The following is a 19,474-nucleotide window of genomic DNA, read 5'->3' as shown; positions in this document are numbered from 1 at the left end:
GATCACCACAGCGCCCAAACTGAGGATCACTGCTGCGATGGTTCGAGCGATAGTGTTCAACTTCATTGAGGTGCTCCGTTCCGATAGGTGGCGGCCGTGGATGAGGGCAGGAAGTCGTTGACGAGGTTCGGCGCGCGGTTGCGGGCGGTCCGGCTGCAACGCGGTTTGTCGCAAAAGGACCTCGCGTGCCCCGGCGTGTCCATGAGTTACGTGTCCCGGCTGGAATCCGGTGAACGGGTGCCGTCGCCCGCCGTCGTGCGCAGGCTCGCCGAGGTGCTCGGCGTCGACCCGTCCGAGCTGATGGTCGACGAGGACCGCACCGCGATGCAGGACGAGGCGCTGGCGTGGTGCGAGGCACTGCTCGCCTACCACGACGGCGACCTGGTGATGGCCGTCGACCTGCTGGAGACGCTGGGAAAGCGGTCGGACGAGGAGATGTTCGGCTGGTGCGTGCGGTGGACGCGCCTGGTGATGCTGGCCAGGCAACGCGACCACGAGGGTCTGCTGCTGGCGGCGGCGAAGCTGCGCAAGTCCTGGTCTCCCGGTCCGGCGGTGGACGCGTTGGTGGAGATCCTGCGCGCATCCTCGTTGCGGCGCCTCGGCCGGACGGCCGAATCCGTGAAAGCGGCGACCGAGGCCGTTGAGCTGGCCAGCGGTGACGGCGAACGGGTGCGTCGCGTCAACACGCGCGCGCTCATCTCGTTGTGCGCCGAGCTGACCGCCGCGGGACGTCTGGCCGACGCCGAACAGGTCGTGGACCAGCTTTCCGCGCGGCTGTCCGAACTCGGCCGCGACCGGCTCGCCATCTCCACGTGGTGGGCGCGCGCCAAGGTCGCTGACCGTTTGGGCGACAGAACCGAAGCCGCGCACTGCATCCGCGAGGCCGTCGCCATGCTCGACGACTTCGACGGCGATCCCGAGTACCGCTGCCGCGTCCGCCTCGCCGGCGCGTCCATCGCGTTGCGCACGCCCGGTGCGAACCTCGACGAGGTGGTGGCGTTGCTGGACAAGGTGGAGACGACGGTCGCGGCGATGCGCCGGCAGGACGGCCTGCTGGCGCACGCCAGGGCGTTGCGCGCGGAACTGGCGTTGCGCGACGGCGAGGTCGACCGGGCGCGGGAGCTCGCGGAGCAGGCCATCGCGACCGGCGAGCTCGACGCGGAGCAGCAGCTGCGGTGCCACCTGTTGCTGGTGCGGGCGGCGGACGAGGTCGACCCGGACGGCAGCACGGGTGCGCGCACGGCCCTGGCCGCGCTGCTGGAGCACATCAACCCCGAAGGTGTCGATCCGCTCCTGTGGCGCGACGTGGCGCGGATCGCTCTCCGCAAGCACTGACCGCAGGCGACGTTGCCCGGTCATGACCGCCCCTCGCTCGTTAACTGGACACCTTGTTAACGGAGCATGACACAGACCAGTTACCCGTCACATCACCCAATTCCACCGCGCCGGGGTGGGTAAATCACCCAAGATTCGCGACCACCTCGTCAGCGGCAAGCGGCCGAACGGGGGATGGGAACCCGGTCTGGTCGGACGAATTGTCAATTACTTGACAATGGATGACTCGTGAGAGGCCAGGCTCATCCACCACACGACGGCGCCGGAACGGCCGTTGACGTCAAGCGTCGTGTAGATCCGCTGGAGGTGGTTCTGCACGGTCTTGGGCGACAGGCCGAGCGACTCGGCGATCATCGCCGTGCTCGCGCCGGCCGCCACGAGCCGCAGCACCTCGATGCCGCGCTTGGTGAGCCCTGCCCGCAGCGCGCGGGCGATCCGGGTGTTCGTGTGCTCCGCGGTCCCCGGCTCGTGCAGCTCGCCGGTGTGCGGGACGCGCACCACGGCGTCCTCCCGCTTGGGCTCGAAACGCCTGTGCGCCAACTGTTCCACGAGCCGGGACGACAGGTCGTGCTCGCGCATCCGCAGCAGATCCCTGCCTTCCTGCAGCTCCCACAGGCGGTACTGCTCGAGCTGCAGCCGCGCGTGCCGCAACGCCCGTTCCAGGTCCCCGGATCGTTCGTACGCCTCGCTCAGCTGCTGGTGGGCGTGCACCGCGACTTCGCGCGCGAGACAGCTCATCGCGAGCTCGGCGGCCTGGGTGAGCTGGCTGATCTGGTCCGGGTACCGCTTGCGCGCCCCGCTCAGCCTGGCTCGCGCCATCAACGCCTCCGCCCGCGCCACCGGGCGGTTCCTTCCGGCAAGCAACTGGTCAGCGCGCTGCCAGCTGCGATGCGCGCGGTCAAGTTCACCCAGATCGATGCGCACGTGTGTCAGCAGGACGTTCACCATCGCCATCCGCACCGGGTCGCCGACCTGCTTCCACCGGTCGCGCACCTGCGCGCACAACGCTTCCGCGCGCCGCAGCTTGCGCACGCACGGTTCACCGTCGAGGCTGCAGCGGCTCTCCTGGGTGCGGATCATGCAGTGCTCGTGGTACTGCATGCGCATCACCCGCGCCTGCTCGAACAGCACGGAACCGATCAGCTCGCTGTCGCCGGTGAGCTCCGCGAGCCCCAGCGCGCGGGCGAACGAGTTGAAGCTCCGCTCCCGCGAGTCGAGCCGCAGTTCCACCACGGCACGGGAAAAGCTGCACCGCGCCTGCAGTCCGATGTGGCGGTTCGCGGCCGCGATCTCCTGCACCCTGTCGATCGTGTCGAGCGCGCTGGGCCACAGCCCGCGCTTGCCGAGCGCCACCGACTGCGCCAGCACGCCCTCCGCGACGCCCTCGACGTCGTCGAGCCACGCGAACGCGGCAACCGCTTTCTCGGCGTACTCCAGCGCCTCGCCTGGCCTGCCCTCGTCCAGTGCGATGCGTGCCTCGCGCAGGTTGTGCACGGCGTTGGACCGCGGGTCGGCGGTCCTGCCGGGAACCGTCATGGATCAAGCCCCCTTCGGGGCTCGACTCTAGACCTGTTCGCGCAACTGACGTTTCAACACTTTCCCGGCCGCGTTGCGCGGCAACTCGTTGACGAAGAAAACATCTCGCGGAACGGAAAACCGCGCCAGGTTCGCCTTCACGTGTTCACGTACGTGGTCGGCTGTCAGGCTTTCGTCGCCCACCACGAACGCCGCGAGCCGCTGCCCGAACTCGTCGTCCGGCACGCCGAGCACGGCGACCTCCGTGACGCCATCGAGGTTCGAGAGCAGGTCCTCGACCTCGCGCGGGTACACGTTCTCGCCGCCGGACACGATCATCTCGTCGTCGCGACCGGCCACGAACAGCAGTCCGTCCTTGACGTAGCCGAGATCGCCGGTGGACATCAGGCCGTTCAACGACTCCTTGCTGGTGCCGTTGGTGTAGCCGTCGAACAGCATCTCGTTGCCCACGAAGATCCGCCCGGTCTCGCCGGGTGCCACCGGATTGCCCTGATCGTCCACAATGGCCAGTCGGGTGCCCAGCGGCGGTCGCCCGGCAGTACCGGGCTCCCTGAGCATCTCTTCCGGCGTCGCGATGCTCGCCCAGCTCACCTCCGTCGAGCCGTAGAGGTTGTAGAGCACCGGGCCGAACTCTTCGAGCGTGCGGGTGGCGACCCGCGGCGGCAGAGCGGACCCGCTCGACGCGATGATCCGCAGCTTCGGCCGATGCGGGGTCTCCAGCATGCGTTGCAGCATCACGGGAACCACGAACATCGCCGTGCACTTCTCCGCGTCCTTCAACGTCTGCACGGGGTCGAACCTGCGGCGCAGCACCAGCGTGGCGCCGAGCACGAGCCCGAGCTGGAACGCGGCGAGGCCCCAGGCGTGGAAGAGCGGCGAGGTGATGGCGATGACGTCGCCGTGCTTGAGCGGAATCCGGGACAGCAGCGCGGCGGCGGGGGCGAGGCTCGCGGGTTCCGGTCGCTTGGCGCCCTTCGGCGTGCCGGTGGTGCCGGAGGTGAGGATGATCAGCCGGCCGCGCGGAGGGCGGCGGGGCAGCGGCGTCGTCGGACCGTTGAGGATCAGCGACTCCAGTTCGTCGCTGAAGTACGTGGGAACTCCGGAGGGCAGCACGTCGGCGAACTCGCGGTCGGCGACGATCCTGTCGATCTTCTGGTCCTGGGCGACCTGGGCCAGTTGCCCTTTGCTCAGGCCGGTGTTGAGCAGGACGGCGTCGGCGCCGATCTTCGTGCACGCGGTCATCGTCTCGATGAAACCGCGGTGGTTGCGGCACAGCAGCCCGATGCGCTCGCCGGCGCGGAAGGCGTGCGCGAGCCTGCTGGTGCGCTCGTTCACCTCCGCGTACGTCAGCACGCCGTCGTCGTCGACGATCGCGGCACGGTCCGGGTGTCGTCCGGCGCCGGTCTGGTAACCCCACGCGAGCGTGATGTCCCACTGCAGATACCCGCGCACGGTGCCGGCGAGGCCGCGCGGGCCCAACGGCCGGATCACTCCGGCTTTGACCAGGGTCAGCAGCACGCGGGTCAGCATGCCGCCCACTCTAACCACTTACCTACTTGCGAGTAGGTAACGCTGTGACGGCGGTCACAGCTCCGTGTCGGACGCGGCGACCACCGCTTCCCGCAACGCGGCGCGCAGACGGCCCACCTCCAGCGGTGTCAGAACAGCGGCTTCGCCCGGTGGCACGTTGATCACGATGTGCCCCTGGCTGACGAACACCGTCAAGTCCCGTCGGCGCGAAGCGATGTCGCGGCAGCTCACCTGCCACTCCTCTTTGGCTCCCACGGGTTTCTTCCTCCAGCTCACTCGGCGCGCCGGCCCGGTGGTCCCGGCGCTCGCGTGGATGAGACGCGCGCGGCCGGTGGTCGTGACGGCGATTTCGCGTTCGCGGGAAAAGTCTCCGTCGAGCGACCGTGCCGAGCTGCGGATAGCGTCGCACGTGGGACGAGAGTTGGTCACGAGGAGGAGTGAAAATGGCGGAACCGCAACGCATCGTGATCGTCGGGTCCGGCCTCGCCGGTGCCTCCGCGGCCGGCGCACTCCGAGACCGCGGCTACGGCGGCGAGATCACCGTGTTCGGCACCGAGCACCACCGCCCGTACGAACTTCCCGCGCTGTCCAAGGACGTTCTGCTGGGCAAGGCCGCGGAGCCGGCGTGGGTGCACGAGCCGGGTTTCTACACCGACAACGAGATCGACCTCCGGCTCGGCGTCTCGGTGCTGGAGCTGCGACCGGGTGATCACACGATCGTTGACTCCGATGGAGCAGTGCGTTCCTACGATCGGCTCTTGCTCGCGACCGGATCACGTCCCCGCGTTCTGCCTGGCGCGCAAGGACATGTGCTGCGCACCGTCGACGACTCGCTCGCGCTGAAGCCGGCGTTGCGCGAGGGCAGGCACGTCGTGATCATCGGTGCGGGCTGGATCGGCTGCGAGGTGGCGTCCGCCGCCCGCACCCACGGCTGCCGCGTCACGGTGGTCGACCCGTTGCCCGAACCGCTGATCCGCGTGCTGGGTGCGGAGATGGGCAGGATGTTCCGCGGCCTGCACGAGGAGCACGGCGTCGAGTTCAAGCTGGGCACCGGCGTGGCGGCCTTCTCGCCGTCGGGCGTGGTGCTGGAGGACGGCACCGAGCTGCTGCCGGACGTGACGGTGCTGGCCGTGGGCGCGACACCGCGGCTGGAGCTGGCCGAAGCCGCCGGGCTGGACCTGACCGACGGCGGCGTGGCGGTCGACGCGGCGTTGCGCACGTCCGCACCCGACGTGTTCGCGGCCGGTGACATCGCGGCGCACGACCACCCGCGCTACGGACACCGCGTCCGCGTCGAGCACTGGGCGAACGCGAAGGACCAGGGCACGCACGTGGCCGGCTCGCTGCTCGGCCTGGACGAGCCGTACCAGAAGTCGCCGTACTTCTTCACCGACCAGTACGACCTGGGCATGGAGTACCGCGGCCTCGCCGGTCCCGACGACGAGGTGGTGGTGCGCGGCGACCTGGCCGCGCGGCAGTTCATCGCGTTCTGGCTGCGGGACGGACGGCTGCGGGCGGCCATGAACGTCAACGTCTGGGACCACGGCACGGCGTTGCAGGCGTTGGTGGACGCGCAGGCGACCGTGACTCCGGCACTGCTGCGTGAGGCGGACCTGGGTTCTCTGGCCTAGATGCAGGAGCCGTGCATCGGGGCGTCGCCGTTGGCGAGCTCGCCCAGGGCCTTGCGGATGACCGCCATCTCCTGATCGGTGAAGCGGGCGCGGAATCCGCGTTCGACCTCGGCGAGCGCGTCTCCTGCCTGCTTCTGCAGCTCGCGGCCCTTGTCGGTGATCACCGGCGTGCGCACCCTGCGGTCGTTGGGGTCGGGCACCCGCAGGATCAGGCCGGCTCGCTCCAGCTTGTCGAGCTCGCTCATCAGCGTGGTCTTGTCCAGGCCGAGCATGGCCCCGAGCTTGAGCTGGGTGCGCGCGGCCTCCTCGTCGCTCGCGAGGGCGTTCAGGACCAGCTGGCCGCGCAAGGAGATGCCGAACTTCGCGATCTCGTCGGCGAACGCGGACCCGACCCGCTGGGCGGCGCGGTGCAGCAGCCAGTTGAAGTCCCACTTCTCCACGCACGCGGGGATCGGCTGCTGTACCTCCATGTGGTCGATCATACATCGGAGGAGAGATGTTCTCGATTGAGAACATCTTGACTCGGAACTTCTCAACTCGTATGTTCTTGGTATGACCAATCTGCTTCACATCGACTCGAGCATCCGTCGCGATGGGTCTGTGACCCGCGAGATCACCTCGGCGTTCGCCGACGTCTGGCGGTCGGTGAACCCCGAGGGCGGCTACACCTACCGGGACCTCCACGCGGACCCGATCCCGCACGTGGACGGCACCCAGCACGACATCCAGGCCGACCTCGTCGCCGAGGTCAGGGCCGCCGACGTGATCCTCATCGGCGCGCCGATGTACAACTTCTCGATCCCGTCGACGCTGAAGGTGTGGATCGACCAGATCGCGTCGCCGGACTTCTTCCAGCGCGAGGACGGCACGTTCGAGCTGGGCGGCAAGCGCGTCGTCGTGGTGACCGCGCGCGGTGGGTCGTACAAGCCGGGCACGCCGCGTGCGGGCTTCGACTTCCAGGAGCCGTACCTGCGGGCCGTGCTGTCGATGATCGGGCTCGACCAGAACCTGGAGTTCGTGCACGCCGAGCTCACGATGGCCGACGTCAACCCGCAGCTGCACCAGTTCCGCGAGCTCGCGGTCGAGTCGCTCGCCGACGCGCACCGCGTGGTCAAGGAGCTCGCCTCGGCCTAGGGCCTGTATCGAAGTCCATGTTCGCGATAGCCGGGCCTGAGGCGGCCCCTGGCGGCACGGCCGGACGACCCACATACAACACCGGTATGCGGGCCGTCCGGCCGCACCACCAGAAACCACCTCAGGCGCGACTCTCATCGAACGGGACTTCGATACAGGCCCTAGCCTGGCGGCATGATCGACAAGATCGCCTGGGTCCATCTGCAAGACGGCAGGGTGCTCGTCGCCCGGTCGCACGGCAAGGACACGTTCTACCTGCCCGGCGGCAAGCGCGAGCCGGGGGAGTCCGACGTCGAGACGCTCGTGCGCGAGATTCGCGAGGAGCTGTCGGTCGAGGTCTCCGGCGCCGAGCTGCTCGGCGTGTTCGAGGCGCAGGCGCACGGTCGCGCCGAGGGGGAGACCGTGCGAATGACCTGTTACACGGCGTCCTTCGCCGGGGAGTTGCAACCGGCGAGCGAGATCGCCGAACTGGCGTGGTTCACCGCCGCCGACGCGGACCGGGTCTCACCGGTCACGCGGATCGTGTTCGGTCACCTGGAGTCGGCTGGACTGCTGTCCTAAGCTGGTAAGCGCTTTCCCAACTCTGTCCACCTACCGCCGCCACGCTGTAGGGAGTGACACGCATGGGGCTTCGCAACAGATCGGTGCTGCTGGTGGCGGTGTGTGCGGCCGCCGCCGGCGCGCTGATCGGCACGACTCCCGCCGTCGCCGAGTCCGGCGAGTGGCGCGTCGCCGCACCAGCCGGGGCGCAATCCGTTGCACCGGAAGCACTTGTCCGGCTCGACAAGGGGAGGTTGAGCCTTTCCGTCCGGCACGGCGGCACCACGGTGCTGGAGCCGTCCGCGCTGGGCCTCCGCACCGCTGACGCCGACCTGACGTCGGGGCTGAAGTTCGTCGGGTCGGCGTCGCGGCTCGTCCAGGACTCGTACACGACGGTGTCCGGCAGGAAACGCCGGCACACCTACGTCGGTACCGAGACGACGTTCCACCTTCAACGAATGGCGGAACGGCTGGACGTCGTGGTGCGCACGTCCGCGGAAGGCGTGGCGTACCGGTACGTCCTGCCATCCGGCAAGTGGGCGACCGTGCTCGGCGAGGCGTCGGAGTTCGCGGTGCCGTCGTCGGCCGAGAAGTTCCTGCTGCCGTACGACAACGGGCGCGGCGACTACGAGTCCGCGCACGTGCGCGTTGCCGAGAAGGGTGTCGAGTACGGGTATCCGGCGCTGTTCAACGTCGCCGGCTCGTGGCTGCTGCTCGCGGAATCCGATGTCGACGGCCGCTACGGCGGTTCGCGGGTGGCGTTCGACGGCTCGCGCTACCGGCTCGTCCTGCCCGATCCCGCGGAGACCTCGGCCGGTCCGCTGGCCACGCCGTGGCGCGTGCTCGGGGTGGGGTCGCTGGAGTCGCTGGTGGAGAGCTCGCTGATCACCTCCCTCGCGCCGCCGTCGAAGATCTCCGACACGTCGTGGATCAAGCCCGGCACCGCGGTGTGGTCGTGGTGGGGTGACGGCACGGGGAACCTGGCTCTGCAGAAGCAGTACGCGGACTACGCGGCGAAGCAGGGCTACCGGTACAACCTCGTCGACTCCGGCTGGAGCGCCGACTGGATCCCCGAGCTGATCTCGTACTCCAAGGCGCGTGGCGTCGAGACGTGGCTCTGGGTGCGATGGCAGACCATCGACACCGACAGCGAACGCGAGCGGCTCTTCGCCCAGTACCGCTCGTGGGGCGCGGTGGGCCTGAAGATCGATTTCATCGAGTCCGACGGGCAGGACCGGATGCGCTGGTACGACGCCGTGTACGCGGCGGCCGCGAAGTACCAGCTGATGCTGAACTTCCACGGCGCGCCCATCCCGCGCGGTGTCGAGCGGACCTGGCCGCACGTGCTCACGGCGGAGGCGGTGAAGGGAGCGGAGGGCACGAAGCCGCGTCCTGGCCGGGAGCCGTTCCCGATCGAGCACTACCTCACGTTGCCGTTCACCAGGAACCTGACCGGGCCGATGGACTTCACGCCGGTGACGTTCTCGGGGGTGCGGCCCAACTCCGACGCGGCGGAGCTCGCGCTGAGCGTGCTCTACGAGTCCGGCGTGCAGCACTTCGCGGACAAGATCTCCAGCTATGCCGCGTACCCGGTGGCGGAGCAGTTCCTCAGGACGGTTCCGGCGGTGTGGGACGAGACCCGGCTGGTCGCGGGCGATCCTGGCAAGCTCGCGGTGCTGGCGAGGCGGTCCGGCTCGACGTGGTTCCTCGGTGCCGGTGCGGCGGGTGATCCACACGACCTTTCGGTCGGAACGGGATTCCTCGGCTCCGGTTCGTGGTTGGTCGAGCTGTACCACGACAGTCCGACCGGGAAGATCGCGTTCGACACCAAACGTGTTTCGGCGGGAGACTCCCTGACGGTGCCCGTGGCACGCAACGGCGGTTACGCGGCCCGGCTCTGCCAGGTTCCGCCGACCGCCACCACCTGCGGCTGATCACTCCATCTGGTCGGTCGCCCGCGCGGGAGCCCGGCGCGCAGTGAAGCGGCGCGCCTGGCTCCCGCGTGCCCACACCGCCGCGGCGGTGGTGATGACGGCGATGATCACGTAGATGGCCTCGAAGCTCAGGTGCGCGACGAGTGCCGCGCCCGCCGCGAGCCCGAGCGGTCCGCCCGCGAAGACGATGCTGATGGCCGTAGCGCTCACGCGACCGAGAACCGCTGGTGGGGTGCGTTGCTGGACGAGCGTGGCGACGGCGATCACGGCCCAGGCGAGGCCGGCGCCGTTGAGGAACCCGCCCGCGAGCACCGCAGGGAGCCACGCCGTCGTCCTGGCCAGGGCGCCTGCCGCGACGAGCACGAGCCCTGCGGTGACGTTCGCGCGCTTGCCCTGCAATCCCGCGATCACTGATCCGGCGCCTTGGGCCGCGGACAGCACACCGAGGAACTCCGGGTCGTGGTGCAGTCCGTTCTCCACGAGGGAGAACGACGCGGCGGTGCCGATCGAGCCCGCGAACAACGCCGTCGCGGCGCCGGCGATCGGCCAGGTGAGAGCTTTGAGGTGGGGCCGGCTCGGCGTTTCGCGCGGGGCGGGCGGTGGTTCGTCGACCTTGATCATGCTGGTGGCCGCGGCGGCGAGCAGGAACGACAGCGCGTCGATCGCGATGACCGGCCACGCGCCGTATCCGGCGAACAGCGCGGCAGCCGCCAGTGGAGCAACGAGCTTCATGCCTTCCTGCAGTGACATGCGCAGGCCGTTGATCCTGGCGAGCCGATCCGGTGGCAGCAGCGCCACGAGCAGTGCCGGTTCCGCGGCGCTGACCAGCACGGCTTTCACGCCGTAGATCAGCAGGACGGTGTAGATCACCCAGATCTCGTCGGTGAGGAACAGCACCGCCAGCACGGGGACGATCGCCAGATCGGTGCAGATGAGCAGGGGTTTGCGGCGGTAGGAGTCGGCGATCCTGCCGATCCACGGCGACAGCACGCCCGGCGCGTACACGCACAGGATGGCGATCGTCGCGAGGGCGTCGCTTCCCGTCAGCGACTTCACCCAGACACCGGCGACGAGGTGCATCGCGCTCGTCCCGAAGAACGACAGCGCCAAACCCGCGAAGTACCACCTGACCAAGTCGCTCCCCCAGAAACGACGAAGGGAGGAGATCGCTCTCCTCCCACTTCAACATATAGCGCACCCCAGGGCTTGCGGCAAGACCCCGGTGATGCTTCATCATTTCGCAGCCAACGCGTTTTACCTGGGGAAATGGGGAGTTCATGATCGACGTCATCATCGCCGGCGGCGGACCGACCGGCATGATGCTGGCCGGCGAACTGCGGTTGCACGGCGTGCGCGTGGTCCTGCTGGAGCGCGACGAGGAACCCACCGAGGTGGTCAGGGCGCTCGGCCTGCACGCGCGCAGCCTCGAGATCCTGGACCAGCGCGGCATCGTCGACCGGTTCCTCGCACTCGGCACGAAGCACCCGCTCGCCGGGTTCTTCGCGGGCATCGACAGGCCCGCGCCGGAACGACTCGACACCAAGTACCCGCACACGCTCGGTCTCCCGCAGCCGATCACCGAGCGCCTCCTCACCGAACACGCCGTGGAGTCCGGCGCCGAGATCCGGCGCGGCCGCACGGTCGTGGGTCTCGCGCAGGACGACGAGGGCGTGACCGTCGAACTGGCCGACGGCACCTCGTTGCGGGCGCGCTACCTCGTCGGCTGCGACGGCGGCCGCAGCACCGTGCGCAAGCTGGCCGGCATCGACTTCCCCGGCGAGCCGACGCGCGTGGAGACGTTGCTGGGGGAGATGGAGATCGGCGTGCCCTGGGAGGAGGCGATGCCGTTGATGCTGGAGATCCGCAAGACTCAGAAGCGGTTCGGCATCGGTCCGATCAACGGCGCCTACCGCGTCGTCGTGCCCGCTGACGGCGTGAGCGAGGACAGGGCGGTGATGCCGACCCTCGACGACTTCAAGCAGCAGCTGGTGCGCGTCGCCGGCACCGACTTCGGCGTGCACTCGCCGCGGTGGATGTCCCGCTTCGGCGACGCCACCCGGCAGGCCTCGCAGTACCGGTCCGGCCGGGTGTTCCTCGCGGGCGACGCGGCGCACATCCACCCGCCGACCGGCGGCCAGGGCCTGAACCTGGGCCTGCAGGACGCGTTCAACCTCGGCTGGAAACTGGCCGCCGCGGTGCACGGCTGGGCGCCGGAAGGGTTGCTCGACACCTACGAGGCCGAACGGCACCCGGTCGCCGAGGAGGTGCTGAACAACACCCGCGCCCAGATCGAGCTGATGAAGGTCGAGCCGGGCCCGCAGTCGGTGCGGCGGGTGTTCACCGAGCTGGTGCAGTTCGAGGAGGTCAACCGGTACCTGATCGAGAAGATCATCGCCGTCCGGATCCGGTACGACTTCGGCTCCTCCGACGACCTGGTGGGGCGGCGGATCGGGGACCTCGCCCTGAAGCGGGGAGGGCTCTACGACCAGATGCACGCCGGCCGCGGGATCCTGCTCGACCAGACCGGGTCGTTGACGGTCGGGGGATGGGCGGACCGGGTCGACCACCTCGTCGACGTCAGCGAGGAACTGGACGCGCCTGCCGTGCTGCTGCGGCCGGACGGGCACGTGGCGTGGGCCGGGTCGGCCCAGGAGGACCTGGAGGGGGAGCTCGCGCGCTGGTTCGGTGCGGCCGCCTGAGTACGTGCGGACGGCTTGGAGGCGCTCCAACACCCAGGGCTGAGGTCACCCGTTCGGGGGCTGAGGGCGCGCTGTCACACTGTGCGGCGTGTCCGAGCCGATGACCGCGGTGCTGCTGCGCGCTGCCGAGCTCACCGCCTCGGGGAAACCGCGGCAGGCGATCGACCTGCTGCGGCCCCTGGTGGCGGCGAACCCCCGGCACGCCGAGGCGTGGTGCCGGCTCGCGGCGGCCCACCTGGACGCAGGTGAGGCGGACCAGGCCCTCGACTCGGCGAAGCGCGCGATGGTCCTCGACGGCGAGCCCGCCTGGCCGCAGCGGCTGGCGGCGCTCGCGTTGAGCGACCTCGGGCGGCACCAGGAGGCCGTCGTCGCGGCGCGGGAGTCCGTGCGCCGCAAGCCCGGCGACTGGCGCTGCTACGTCGTGCTGGCCGAGGTGCTCGCCGACCTGCCGGACGGAGCCGTCGAAGCCTTCGACTCGGCCCTGCACGCCTCGCAGCTCGCCCCGACGGAGGCACGGGCGTTCCAGGTGCTCGGCGACGCGGCCCTGCGCATGCGCGACTGGGGCACCGCCGAGCACGCCTACCGCACGGCGATCAAGCTGGACCCGTCCGACGCGGACTCCAAGGCGAACCTCGCGACCGTGCAACGGCGCCGGTCCGCGAAGCCCGCGCCGACGCAGTTGAACAAGGTCCAGGTGTGGCGTGCGCTGCGCACGCTCTCGCTGCTGCTGGTCGGCGGCGGCTTGCTGGCACTCGTCGCCGGCATGCCGCGGCCGACGCCGTACCTCGGCTTCTTCACCGGTGCGCTGGTGTTGTGCTGCGTTGTCGTGGCGCTGCGGCTGCGTCCGTTCAAGCTGCTGTTCGGCCTGCGCAAGCTCGCCGTGACGGTGTCGCTGCTCGCCGCCTCGGCCCTGATCCTCTCCGCGTGGACCATCGCGTTGCTGTTCGGCGCAACCACGATGCAGCCTCTTGTGCTTTCCTGGTTGTGCGCTGTCGTGGGTGGTGCGCTCGTGTACGTCGGGGGAGGCAGGAAGCGGTGATGCGTCGCAACGCGGTCGCGCTCGCGTTCATGCTGTTCCTCACGCAGCTGTTCGTCGTAGCCGCGCCCGCCGAGCCCGCGCCCGCCTCCGGTTCCGTCGTCCGGCACGGCCACGACTTCGCGAACCTGCCGGGCGCCGCGCCCAAGCCGCACAACCTCCACTCGGCCCAGGTGCCGCAGACCCAGCTGCCGATGGACGTGCCGCCGGTCGCCAAGCCCGCGCTGCCGGTCCGCTTCATCGTCTCCTTCGTCCGGCGCGTGCACCGCACGCCGGACGGCATCCGCTGGACCCCGCAGCGGGACCGCTCGCCGCCTTCCGGTCGCTGAAACCCGTTTCTCAGCAACCACTTTCTTCTCGGAAGGCCTACTCACCCATGTCGCGCGACACCGCGCGACGGGGTCTGCTCGTGCGCGGTCTGACAGCGCTCGGGGTCCTCGTCGCATCCGCATTCCTGTTGCTCACCACCGATCCCCGCCTCGGCCTCGACCTCCGCGGCGGCACCCAGATCGTCCTCGAGGCGAAGGGTGACTCCGACGCCGCCGACCGATCCCTGGAGGTCCTGCGCCGCCGCGTCGACGCGCTCGGCGTCGCCGAACCGGTCATCGCCCGCTCCGGCGAGAACCGCATCGTCGTCGAACTCCCCGGCGTCCAGAACCCGGAGGAGGCCGTCAAGGTCCTCGGCCGCACCGCGCAGCTGACCGTGCAGCGCAACGGCCAGACCGTCATGACCGGCGAAGGCATCTCCGACGCCAACGCCGTCCGCAACCCGCAGGGCGCGGGCTTCCTGGTGAACGTCCAGTTCCAGGGCGACGCCCCCGCGAAGTGGCAGCAGGTCACCGGCGAGGCGGCCTGCGAACCGTCCGGCACGCCCGGCCGCCAGATCGCGTTCGTGCTCGACGGCAAGACCATCTCGTCGCCCGAGGTCAGCGCCGACACGCCCTGCCGTGGCGGCCAGGCAGGTGGCGCAACCTCGATCACCGGCCGCTTCTCCGAGGCGGAGGCCAAGGAACTGGCACTGGTCATCCGTTCCGGCGCGCTGCCCGTACCGGTCGAGGTGATCGAACAACGTACCGTCGGCGCGACCCTGGGCGCGGAGGCCATCGAGGCCAGCGCCAAGGCCGCGATCATCGGCATCGCGCTGACCGCGGTGTTCCTGATCTTCGCCTACCGGCTGGCCGGTTTCCTGGCCGTCGTGGCACTGGCCGGCTACGCGGCCGTCGCCTACGCGGGACTCCTGGCGGTCGGCGCGACGCTGACGTTGCCCGGTCTGGCCGGTTTCGTGCTGGCGATCGGCATGGCGGTCGACGCGAACGTCCTGATCTTCGAGCGAGCCCGCGAGGAGTACGCCCGAAAACCGAACCTGCGCCGTGCCGCGGAGAACGGCTTCCGCGGCGCGCTGAGCGCGATCGCCGACTCGAACGTCACGACCCTGCTCGCGGCCGGGCTGCTGTTCTGGCTGGCCACGGGCCCGGTGCGCGGCTTCGGCGTCACTTTGACCATCGGTGTGCTCGCGTCCATGTTCAGCGCTTTGGTTTTGTCGCGCGTGCTGGTCCTGTGGCTGCTGGGCACGCGTTTCGTCGCGAAGCGCCCTTCGTTGAGCGGTCTGCACACGCTGGGCTGGGTGCGCCAGCGCCTCTCCGCAGTGCTGTACCGGCGCCCGTCCGCGTGGCTGATCAGCGCGGGTGTGCTGGTCCTCGTGGCCGTCGCCGGCCTGTTCGTCCGCGGCCTGAACCTGGGCGTCGAGTTCACCGGCGGCCGTATGCTCGACTTCACCGCGGGCACCCCCGTCGACGCGGCCCGCGTGCGCACCGCATTGGCCGACGGCGGTTTCAGCGACGTCGTGGTGTCCACCTCCGGCAACGAGGTGTCCCTGCGCACCGGCCCGATCAACGACGCCGACTCGTCCCGCATCGGCACGATCGTGTCGTCGGCCGTCGACGGCGGCGCCCGCCAGTCGAGCAACGAGCTGATCGGCCCGTCCCTGTCGTCCGAACTGCGCCGCAACGCCGTGATCGGCCTGGCCATCGCCGTCGCCGCCCAGCTCGTCTACCTGGCAGTCCGCTTCGACTGGCGCCTCGGCGTCGCCACCGTCGCCGCGCTGCTCAGCGACGTCCTGGTGCTCGTCGGCGTGTTCGCGTGGCTGGGCAACACGGCGGTCGGCGTGTTCCTCGCCGCCCTGCTCACCGTGATCGGCTACTCGGTCAACGACTCCGTCGTCGTCTTCGACCGCCTCCGTTCGTTGCGCGGTTCCCGCCGCTCGGCGCCCTACCCGGACGTGGTGTCCGACGCGGTGGTGCAAACCGTGCCGCGCACCGTGAACACCGGCATCGGCGTGCTGTTCGTGCTCTCGGCGTTGCTGGTGCTCGGCGACGGCTCCCTGGCGAACTTCGCCACGGCGTTGCTGATCGGCCTGGTCGCGGGGACGTTGTCCACAGTGGTCACCGCGGCGCCGGTCGCGATCTGGTTGGAGTCGCGCTGGCCGAGCCGAGCAGTTTCCAAGAAGCGCACGGCGGGGGCACGGGCCTAGTTTTTCGCATGATCACACACGCGCACCAGGACAGCAGCGAGGCGGACATGCGCTGGCTGACCGTCGCTCCTCCCGGCGCCCAGACGGCGTTCGCGCTGTCGCTGTCCGACACGCCCAACGTGTCGTTCACGACGGGCTGCGGCATCTCGCTGATCACCGACGACATCGACGGCGACTGCGCGGCCTTCCAGGAGAAGGGCGTGCAGGTCAAGGCCGCGCCGGACACCATGCCGTGGGGCGACCGGGCGACGTGGTTCAGCGACCCGTTCGGAAACGAGTTCTTCCTCGTCCAGCCCGCTTCGTAGCAGAGTAGGCGGCATGACCTCCTTCTCCGCGTACCAGAACGAGATCTACCTGCAGGGGCTTGGCGGCGCGGTGCCGCCGTTCACCACCGATCCGGACGCGCTGGAGCAGTCGGCGCGCGAGAGGCTGGGGCCGGGACCGTTCTGGTACGTGGCGGGAGGTGCCGGGTCCGGTGCCACCGTGCGGGCGAACCGGGAGGCGTTCGACCGGGTGCGGATCGTGCCGCGGATGCTGACCAACGCGACCGAGCGGCACCTCGGCGTGTCGGTGCTCGGCACCGAGCTGCCCGCGCCCGTGATGCTCGCACCCGTTGGCGTGCAGTCGATTCTGCACCCGGACGGGGAGCTGGCCACCGCGCGGGCGGCGGCCGAGCTGGGGGTGCCGATGGTGTTGTCGACGGCCTCCTCGCACACCATCGAGGAGGTCGCCGAGGCCTCCGGCGACGGGCCGCGCTGGTACCAGCTGTACTGGCCGAACGATCCGGACGTCTGCGCGTCGCTGCTGGAGCGGGCGCGCAAGGCCGGGTACACGGCGCTGGTGGTCACGCTCGACACGTGGACGCTGGCGTGGCGGCCGCACGACCTCGACCAGGCCTACCTGCCGTTCCTGCGCGGGGTCGGCACGGCGATCCCGTTCAGCGACCCGGTGTTCCGCGCCGGGCTGCAGAAGGCGCCGGAGGAGGATCTGCCGATGGCGATCCTGCGGTGGGTGCAGCTGTTCACCGGCACCGACAAGTCGTGGGACCAGCTCACCTTCCTGCGCGAGCACTGGGACGGGCCGATCGTCCTCAAAGGAATCCAGCACCCCGACGACGCGCGCAAGGCCGTCGAGTCCGGAATGGACGGAATCGTGGTGTCGAACCACGGCGGGCGTCAGGTCGACGGCGCTGTCGGGTCGCTGGACGCGCTGCCGTCGATCGTCGAGGCGGTGGGGGAGCAGGTCGACGTGCTCTTCGACTCCGGGATTCGCACCGGCGCCGACATCGTGAAGGCGTTGGCGCTCGGTGCCAAGGCCGTGATGGTGGGGCGCCCGTACGCGTACGGGCTGGCGCACGGCGGCCAGGTCGGCGTGAAGCACGTGCTGCGGAGCCTGCTCGCGGACTTCGACCTCACGCTCGGGCTCTCGGGTCACCGCAGCCCGGCCGAACTGGGTCCGGACGCGCTGCGGTTCACCCCTTAGGGCATCGTCGCCGTCATGTGGGCGAGGGTGCCGAAATCGGCCGGCTGCACCCGCAGCCAGCCCTGGTCCCTGGCCGCGACGTAGCGCCCGCTCGCCGTGTCGATGTAGGTGAGCGGGTTGATGCAGCGCTGCTTGCGGCCGAGGTGGTCGCGCTTGGCCGAGTAGACCTGGCCGCCGCCGGTGCGCGGCTGGCCCATGATCTGCTTGAGCTGCGCGACCAGCTGGTCGTTCGGCGTGCTGGTCGGGCGGCTCTGCTGCATGAACGAACCGGTGTCCTCGTAGGACTGCGGCTTCTGCTTCAGCGCGTCCTCTGGCAGCGTGATCGGGCTGCCCTTCCCGGCCTGCGCCGGTGGCAGGGCGCCGACCAGCGCCTGCGGTGCCTCGTCCGGACGGACCGGCTCCAGCACGAACTGCTGGTCCGGCGTCAGCACGATGCGCAGCGCGTCCTGGCCGTTCGTCACGACCAGCACGCTCTGCTGAGGGCCGTCCTTCAGGCTGAAGAACGCCCAGTACTCGACGCCCGCCTCCACCACGAGCCGCAGCGCGTTGGCGAGGTCCGGGTGGATCTCGTTGCCGCGCGCCAGCCCGTACTGCTCGAGTTGTGCCCATGCCGTGCGCTGCAACCGTTCGAGCTCGCTCAGGTCACCCGACTCGAGGAGGTCCTCGTCGAAGTCGACCTGCGTGAGCAACGCGCGGTGCAACGACGGCAGGCCCGCCGCCTGCCACGCCTGGTAGAGCGCCGTGACAGGGATGGCGACCCTGCTTCTCAGCACGTTTCCCCCTTATCCGCCGATGACCGGCGGAGCGACCATCGTTCCGTCGCCGAAGATGTCCTCGGTCTCCTGCAGGTACGACGCGGACTTGTGCTCCTTGTCCTCGTCACCCTGGCCCTTGCCGGCACCGGCGCCCATACCTCCGGCACCCATGCCGGCCGCGCCACCACGCCCGGCCGCACCGGCGGCACCCGCCGGCCCGAAGCCGCCGGCACCACCACGACCCTGCTCGCTGACGCCGGCCGCGCCACCGAAGCCGCTGCCCATACCGCCAGGACCGCCCATGCCACGAGCCGCCGCGGCCCCACCGAGGCCGCCAGGACCACCCATGCCACGACCGCCGCCGCCGGGTCCGCCACCAGGTCCACCGGCGCGGCCGGGTCCACCGGGCCCGCCAGGACGGTTGCGCGGGTCGTTGGGGTCGAACCGGCCGCGGTTGCGCGGGTCGTTCGGGTTGTTCGGGTCCCACCTGCCGCCGGGCGGGATGTTCGGGTCACCGCCGGGAGGCCGGTTGCGGGGGTCGTTCGGGTCGCCGATGCCACCCGGTGGCCGGTTGCGCGGATCGTTGGGGTCGGTCCACTGCGGCTTGGTGTCGCCGTCGCCGCTGCCTGGCGGCTTCCACTGCGACAGGTTGGTGTCGTCGCCGCCGGGGGTGCCGGGAGGCTGGTTCGTGCCAGGCGGCTGACCGGTGCCGGGCGGCGTGTACGGCTTGTTCGAGCCGGGCTTGTCGACCCCGTCGATGTTCTTGCCGCTGCCCTGCTCCTGCAGGTTGGCGTCGTCGGCGTTGGGCGAGATGAAGGTCGGCATGCTGTTCGTGCTGGCCGTGACGGCCTCCCCGTACTGGGTGAACGCACGCATGTTCTGCTCGTTGACCTTCTGGTTCTTCTCGACCGCCTCGTCGTAGTCGGTCTCCCACCACGCCAGGTCGTTGAGGAACGGCTTGTCCGGCACCTCGGGCGGCTTCGACATCGAGTTCTTGGCGTTGGTGTACGCCTGGCCGATGGTGTCCGACGTCGTGGCCGCGGTGGTCGCGGACTGTCCGGTCACGTCCGCCCAGGTGGCGAGCGGGGAGGTGTTGCTGCGCGCGGTGTCGGCGGCAGCGCCCTCCCAGGATGCACCCGAGTCGCGCACGGCCTTGTTGATCAGGCTCGCGACGTCGTTGTGGCCACCGGCGAGGTCACGCCAGGCCTGCGCGGTCGGTGCCGTGCTCTGGCTCGGCCCCTTGCCCTTCTCGAACCACTTGTAGACCGTTTCGCCGCCCGCGAAGGGCAGCATCAAGAAGCCACCGATGTTCGGCTCATCCCCAGCCATTTC

18 protein-coding genes are annotated in these 19,474 nt (G+C 70.0%); 11 read left to right on the top strand and 7 right to left on the bottom strand.

Annotation, left to right across the window (positions count from 1 at the left end):
* Positions 1–96: 96 nt before the first annotated feature.
* Positions 97–1,335 carry a helix-turn-helix domain-containing protein gene (locus IEZ09_RS19470; RefSeq protein ID WP_189255143.1) on the top strand — a complete coding sequence of 413 codons (1,239 nt, stop codon included), beginning with the start codon at positions 97–99 and terminating at the stop codon, positions 1,333–1,335.
* Positions 1,336–1,542: 207 nt separating this feature from the next.
* On the opposite strand, the gene IEZ09_RS19465 is transcribed toward IEZ09_RS19470, so the two are convergent.
* The 3 genes from IEZ09_RS19465 to IEZ09_RS19455 are packed head-to-tail and all read right to left on the bottom strand — an operon-like array spanning position 1,543 to position 4,656.
* Complete coding sequence (locus IEZ09_RS19465) at positions 1,543–2,871, bottom strand: helix-turn-helix domain-containing protein (RefSeq protein WP_189255142.1); 1,329 nt, start codon at positions 2,869–2,871, stop codon at positions 1,543–1,545.
* A gap of 27 nt (positions 2,872–2,898) precedes the next feature.
* Entirely contained in the window at positions 2,899–4,401 is a 1,503-nt protein-coding gene (locus IEZ09_RS19460; RefSeq protein WP_189255141.1) for an AMP-binding protein, read from the bottom strand.
* Positions 4,402–4,455: 54 nt separating this feature from the next.
* Positions 4,456–4,656, bottom strand: coding sequence for a hypothetical protein (locus IEZ09_RS19455; protein ID WP_045317853.1), 201 nt, complete (start codon positions 4,654–4,656; stop codon positions 4,456–4,458).
* Between the two features lie 188 nt (positions 4,657–4,844).
* On the opposite strand from IEZ09_RS19455, the gene IEZ09_RS19450 reads away from it, so the two are divergent.
* Positions 4,845–6,032: an NAD(P)/FAD-dependent oxidoreductase gene (locus IEZ09_RS19450; protein WP_189255140.1), complete on the top strand. Its 1,188-nt coding sequence runs from the start codon at positions 4,845–4,847 to the stop codon at positions 6,030–6,032.
* On the opposite strand, the gene IEZ09_RS19445 is transcribed toward IEZ09_RS19450, so the two are convergent.
* Positions 6,029–6,502 (bottom strand): MarR family winged helix-turn-helix transcriptional regulator, encoded by a 474-nt coding sequence (locus IEZ09_RS19445; RefSeq protein WP_189255139.1) that lies wholly within the window; start codon positions 6,500–6,502, stop codon positions 6,029–6,031. The genes IEZ09_RS19450 and IEZ09_RS19445 overlap by 4 nt on opposite strands.
* 82 nt (positions 6,503–6,584) lie before the next feature.
* Here IEZ09_RS19445 and IEZ09_RS19440 point away from each other — a divergent pair, with 82 nt between their 5' ends.
* The 3 genes from IEZ09_RS19440 (at position 6,585) to IEZ09_RS19430 (ending at position 9,640) form a co-directional block, all read left to right on the top strand.
* Positions 6,585–7,166 (top strand): FMN-dependent NADH-azoreductase, encoded by a 582-nt coding sequence (locus IEZ09_RS19440; protein ID WP_189255138.1) that lies wholly within the window; start codon positions 6,585–6,587, stop codon positions 7,164–7,166.
* 174 nt (positions 7,167–7,340) lie between these two features.
* Positions 7,341–7,727: an NUDIX hydrolase gene (locus tag IEZ09_RS19435; RefSeq protein WP_189255137.1), complete on the top strand. Its 387-nt coding sequence runs from the start codon at positions 7,341–7,343 to the stop codon at positions 7,725–7,727.
* A 62-nt stretch (positions 7,728–7,789) separates the two neighbouring features.
* Positions 7,790–9,640, top strand: coding sequence for a glycoside hydrolase family 97 protein (locus tag IEZ09_RS19430; protein ID WP_189255136.1), 1,851 nt, complete (start codon positions 7,790–7,792; stop codon positions 9,638–9,640).
* Here the strand turns inward: IEZ09_RS19430 and IEZ09_RS19425 are convergent, their stop codons facing one another.
* Positions 9,641–10,774 carry an MFS transporter gene (locus IEZ09_RS19425; RefSeq protein ID WP_189255135.1) on the bottom strand — a complete coding sequence of 378 codons (1,134 nt, stop codon included), beginning with the start codon at positions 10,772–10,774 and terminating at the stop codon, positions 9,641–9,643.
* Positions 10,775–10,917: 143 nt separating this feature from the next.
* Here IEZ09_RS19425 and rox point away from each other — a divergent pair, with 143 nt between their 5' ends.
* The 6 genes from rox to IEZ09_RS19395 all read left to right on the top strand — a co-directional run bounded on the left by rox (position 10,918) and on the right by IEZ09_RS19395 (position 17,387).
* Positions 10,918–12,339, top strand: coding sequence for a rifampin monooxygenase (gene rox, locus IEZ09_RS19420; RefSeq protein ID WP_189255134.1), 1,422 nt, complete (start codon positions 10,918–10,920; stop codon positions 12,337–12,339).
* 88 nt (positions 12,340–12,427) lie between these two features.
* A complete protein-coding gene (locus IEZ09_RS19415) occupies positions 12,428–13,378 on the top strand; it encodes a tetratricopeptide repeat protein (protein WP_189255133.1) in 951 nt (316 codons plus the stop codon).
* Positions 13,378–13,704, top strand: a complete 327-nt coding sequence (locus IEZ09_RS19410) for a hypothetical protein (protein ID WP_189255132.1) — start codon at positions 13,378–13,380, stop codon at positions 13,702–13,704. The genes IEZ09_RS19415 and IEZ09_RS19410 overlap by 1 nt, the downstream gene beginning before the upstream one ends.
* 80 nt (positions 13,705–13,784) lie before the next feature.
* Positions 13,785–15,905: a protein translocase subunit SecD gene (secD, locus tag IEZ09_RS19405; protein WP_308202411.1), complete on the top strand. Its 2,121-nt coding sequence runs from the start codon at positions 13,785–13,787 to the stop codon at positions 15,903–15,905.
* Between the two features lie 8 nt (positions 15,906–15,913).
* Entirely contained in the window at positions 15,914–16,210 is a 297-nt protein-coding gene (locus IEZ09_RS19400; protein ID WP_189255130.1) for a VOC family protein, read from the top strand.
* A 13-nt stretch (positions 16,211–16,223) separates the two neighbouring features.
* A complete protein-coding gene (locus tag IEZ09_RS19395) occupies positions 16,224–17,387 on the top strand; it encodes a lactate 2-monooxygenase (protein WP_189255129.1) in 1,164 nt (387 codons plus the stop codon).
* Here IEZ09_RS19395 and IEZ09_RS19390 read toward each other — a convergent pair.
* A complete protein-coding gene (locus IEZ09_RS19390; protein WP_189255128.1) occupies positions 17,384–18,160 on the bottom strand; it encodes an ESX secretion-associated protein EspG in 777 nt (258 codons plus the stop codon). The two genes, IEZ09_RS19395 and IEZ09_RS19390, sit on opposite strands and share 4 nt — an antisense overlap.
* A gap of 9 nt (positions 18,161–18,169) precedes the next feature.
* Positions 18,170–19,471 carry a PPE domain-containing protein gene (locus IEZ09_RS19385; RefSeq protein ID WP_189255127.1) on the bottom strand — a complete coding sequence of 434 codons (1,302 nt, stop codon included), beginning with the start codon at positions 19,469–19,471 and terminating at the stop codon, positions 18,170–18,172.
* Positions 19,472–19,474 lie beyond the last annotated feature (3 nt).

The sequence above is a fragment of the Lentzea flava genome (assembly GCF_014648475.1).
GTDB classification, from domain to species: domain Bacteria; phylum Actinomycetota; class Actinomycetes; order Mycobacteriales; family Pseudonocardiaceae; genus Lentzea; species Lentzea flava.
This window is presented reverse-complemented; position numbering and strand designations above follow the sequence as displayed.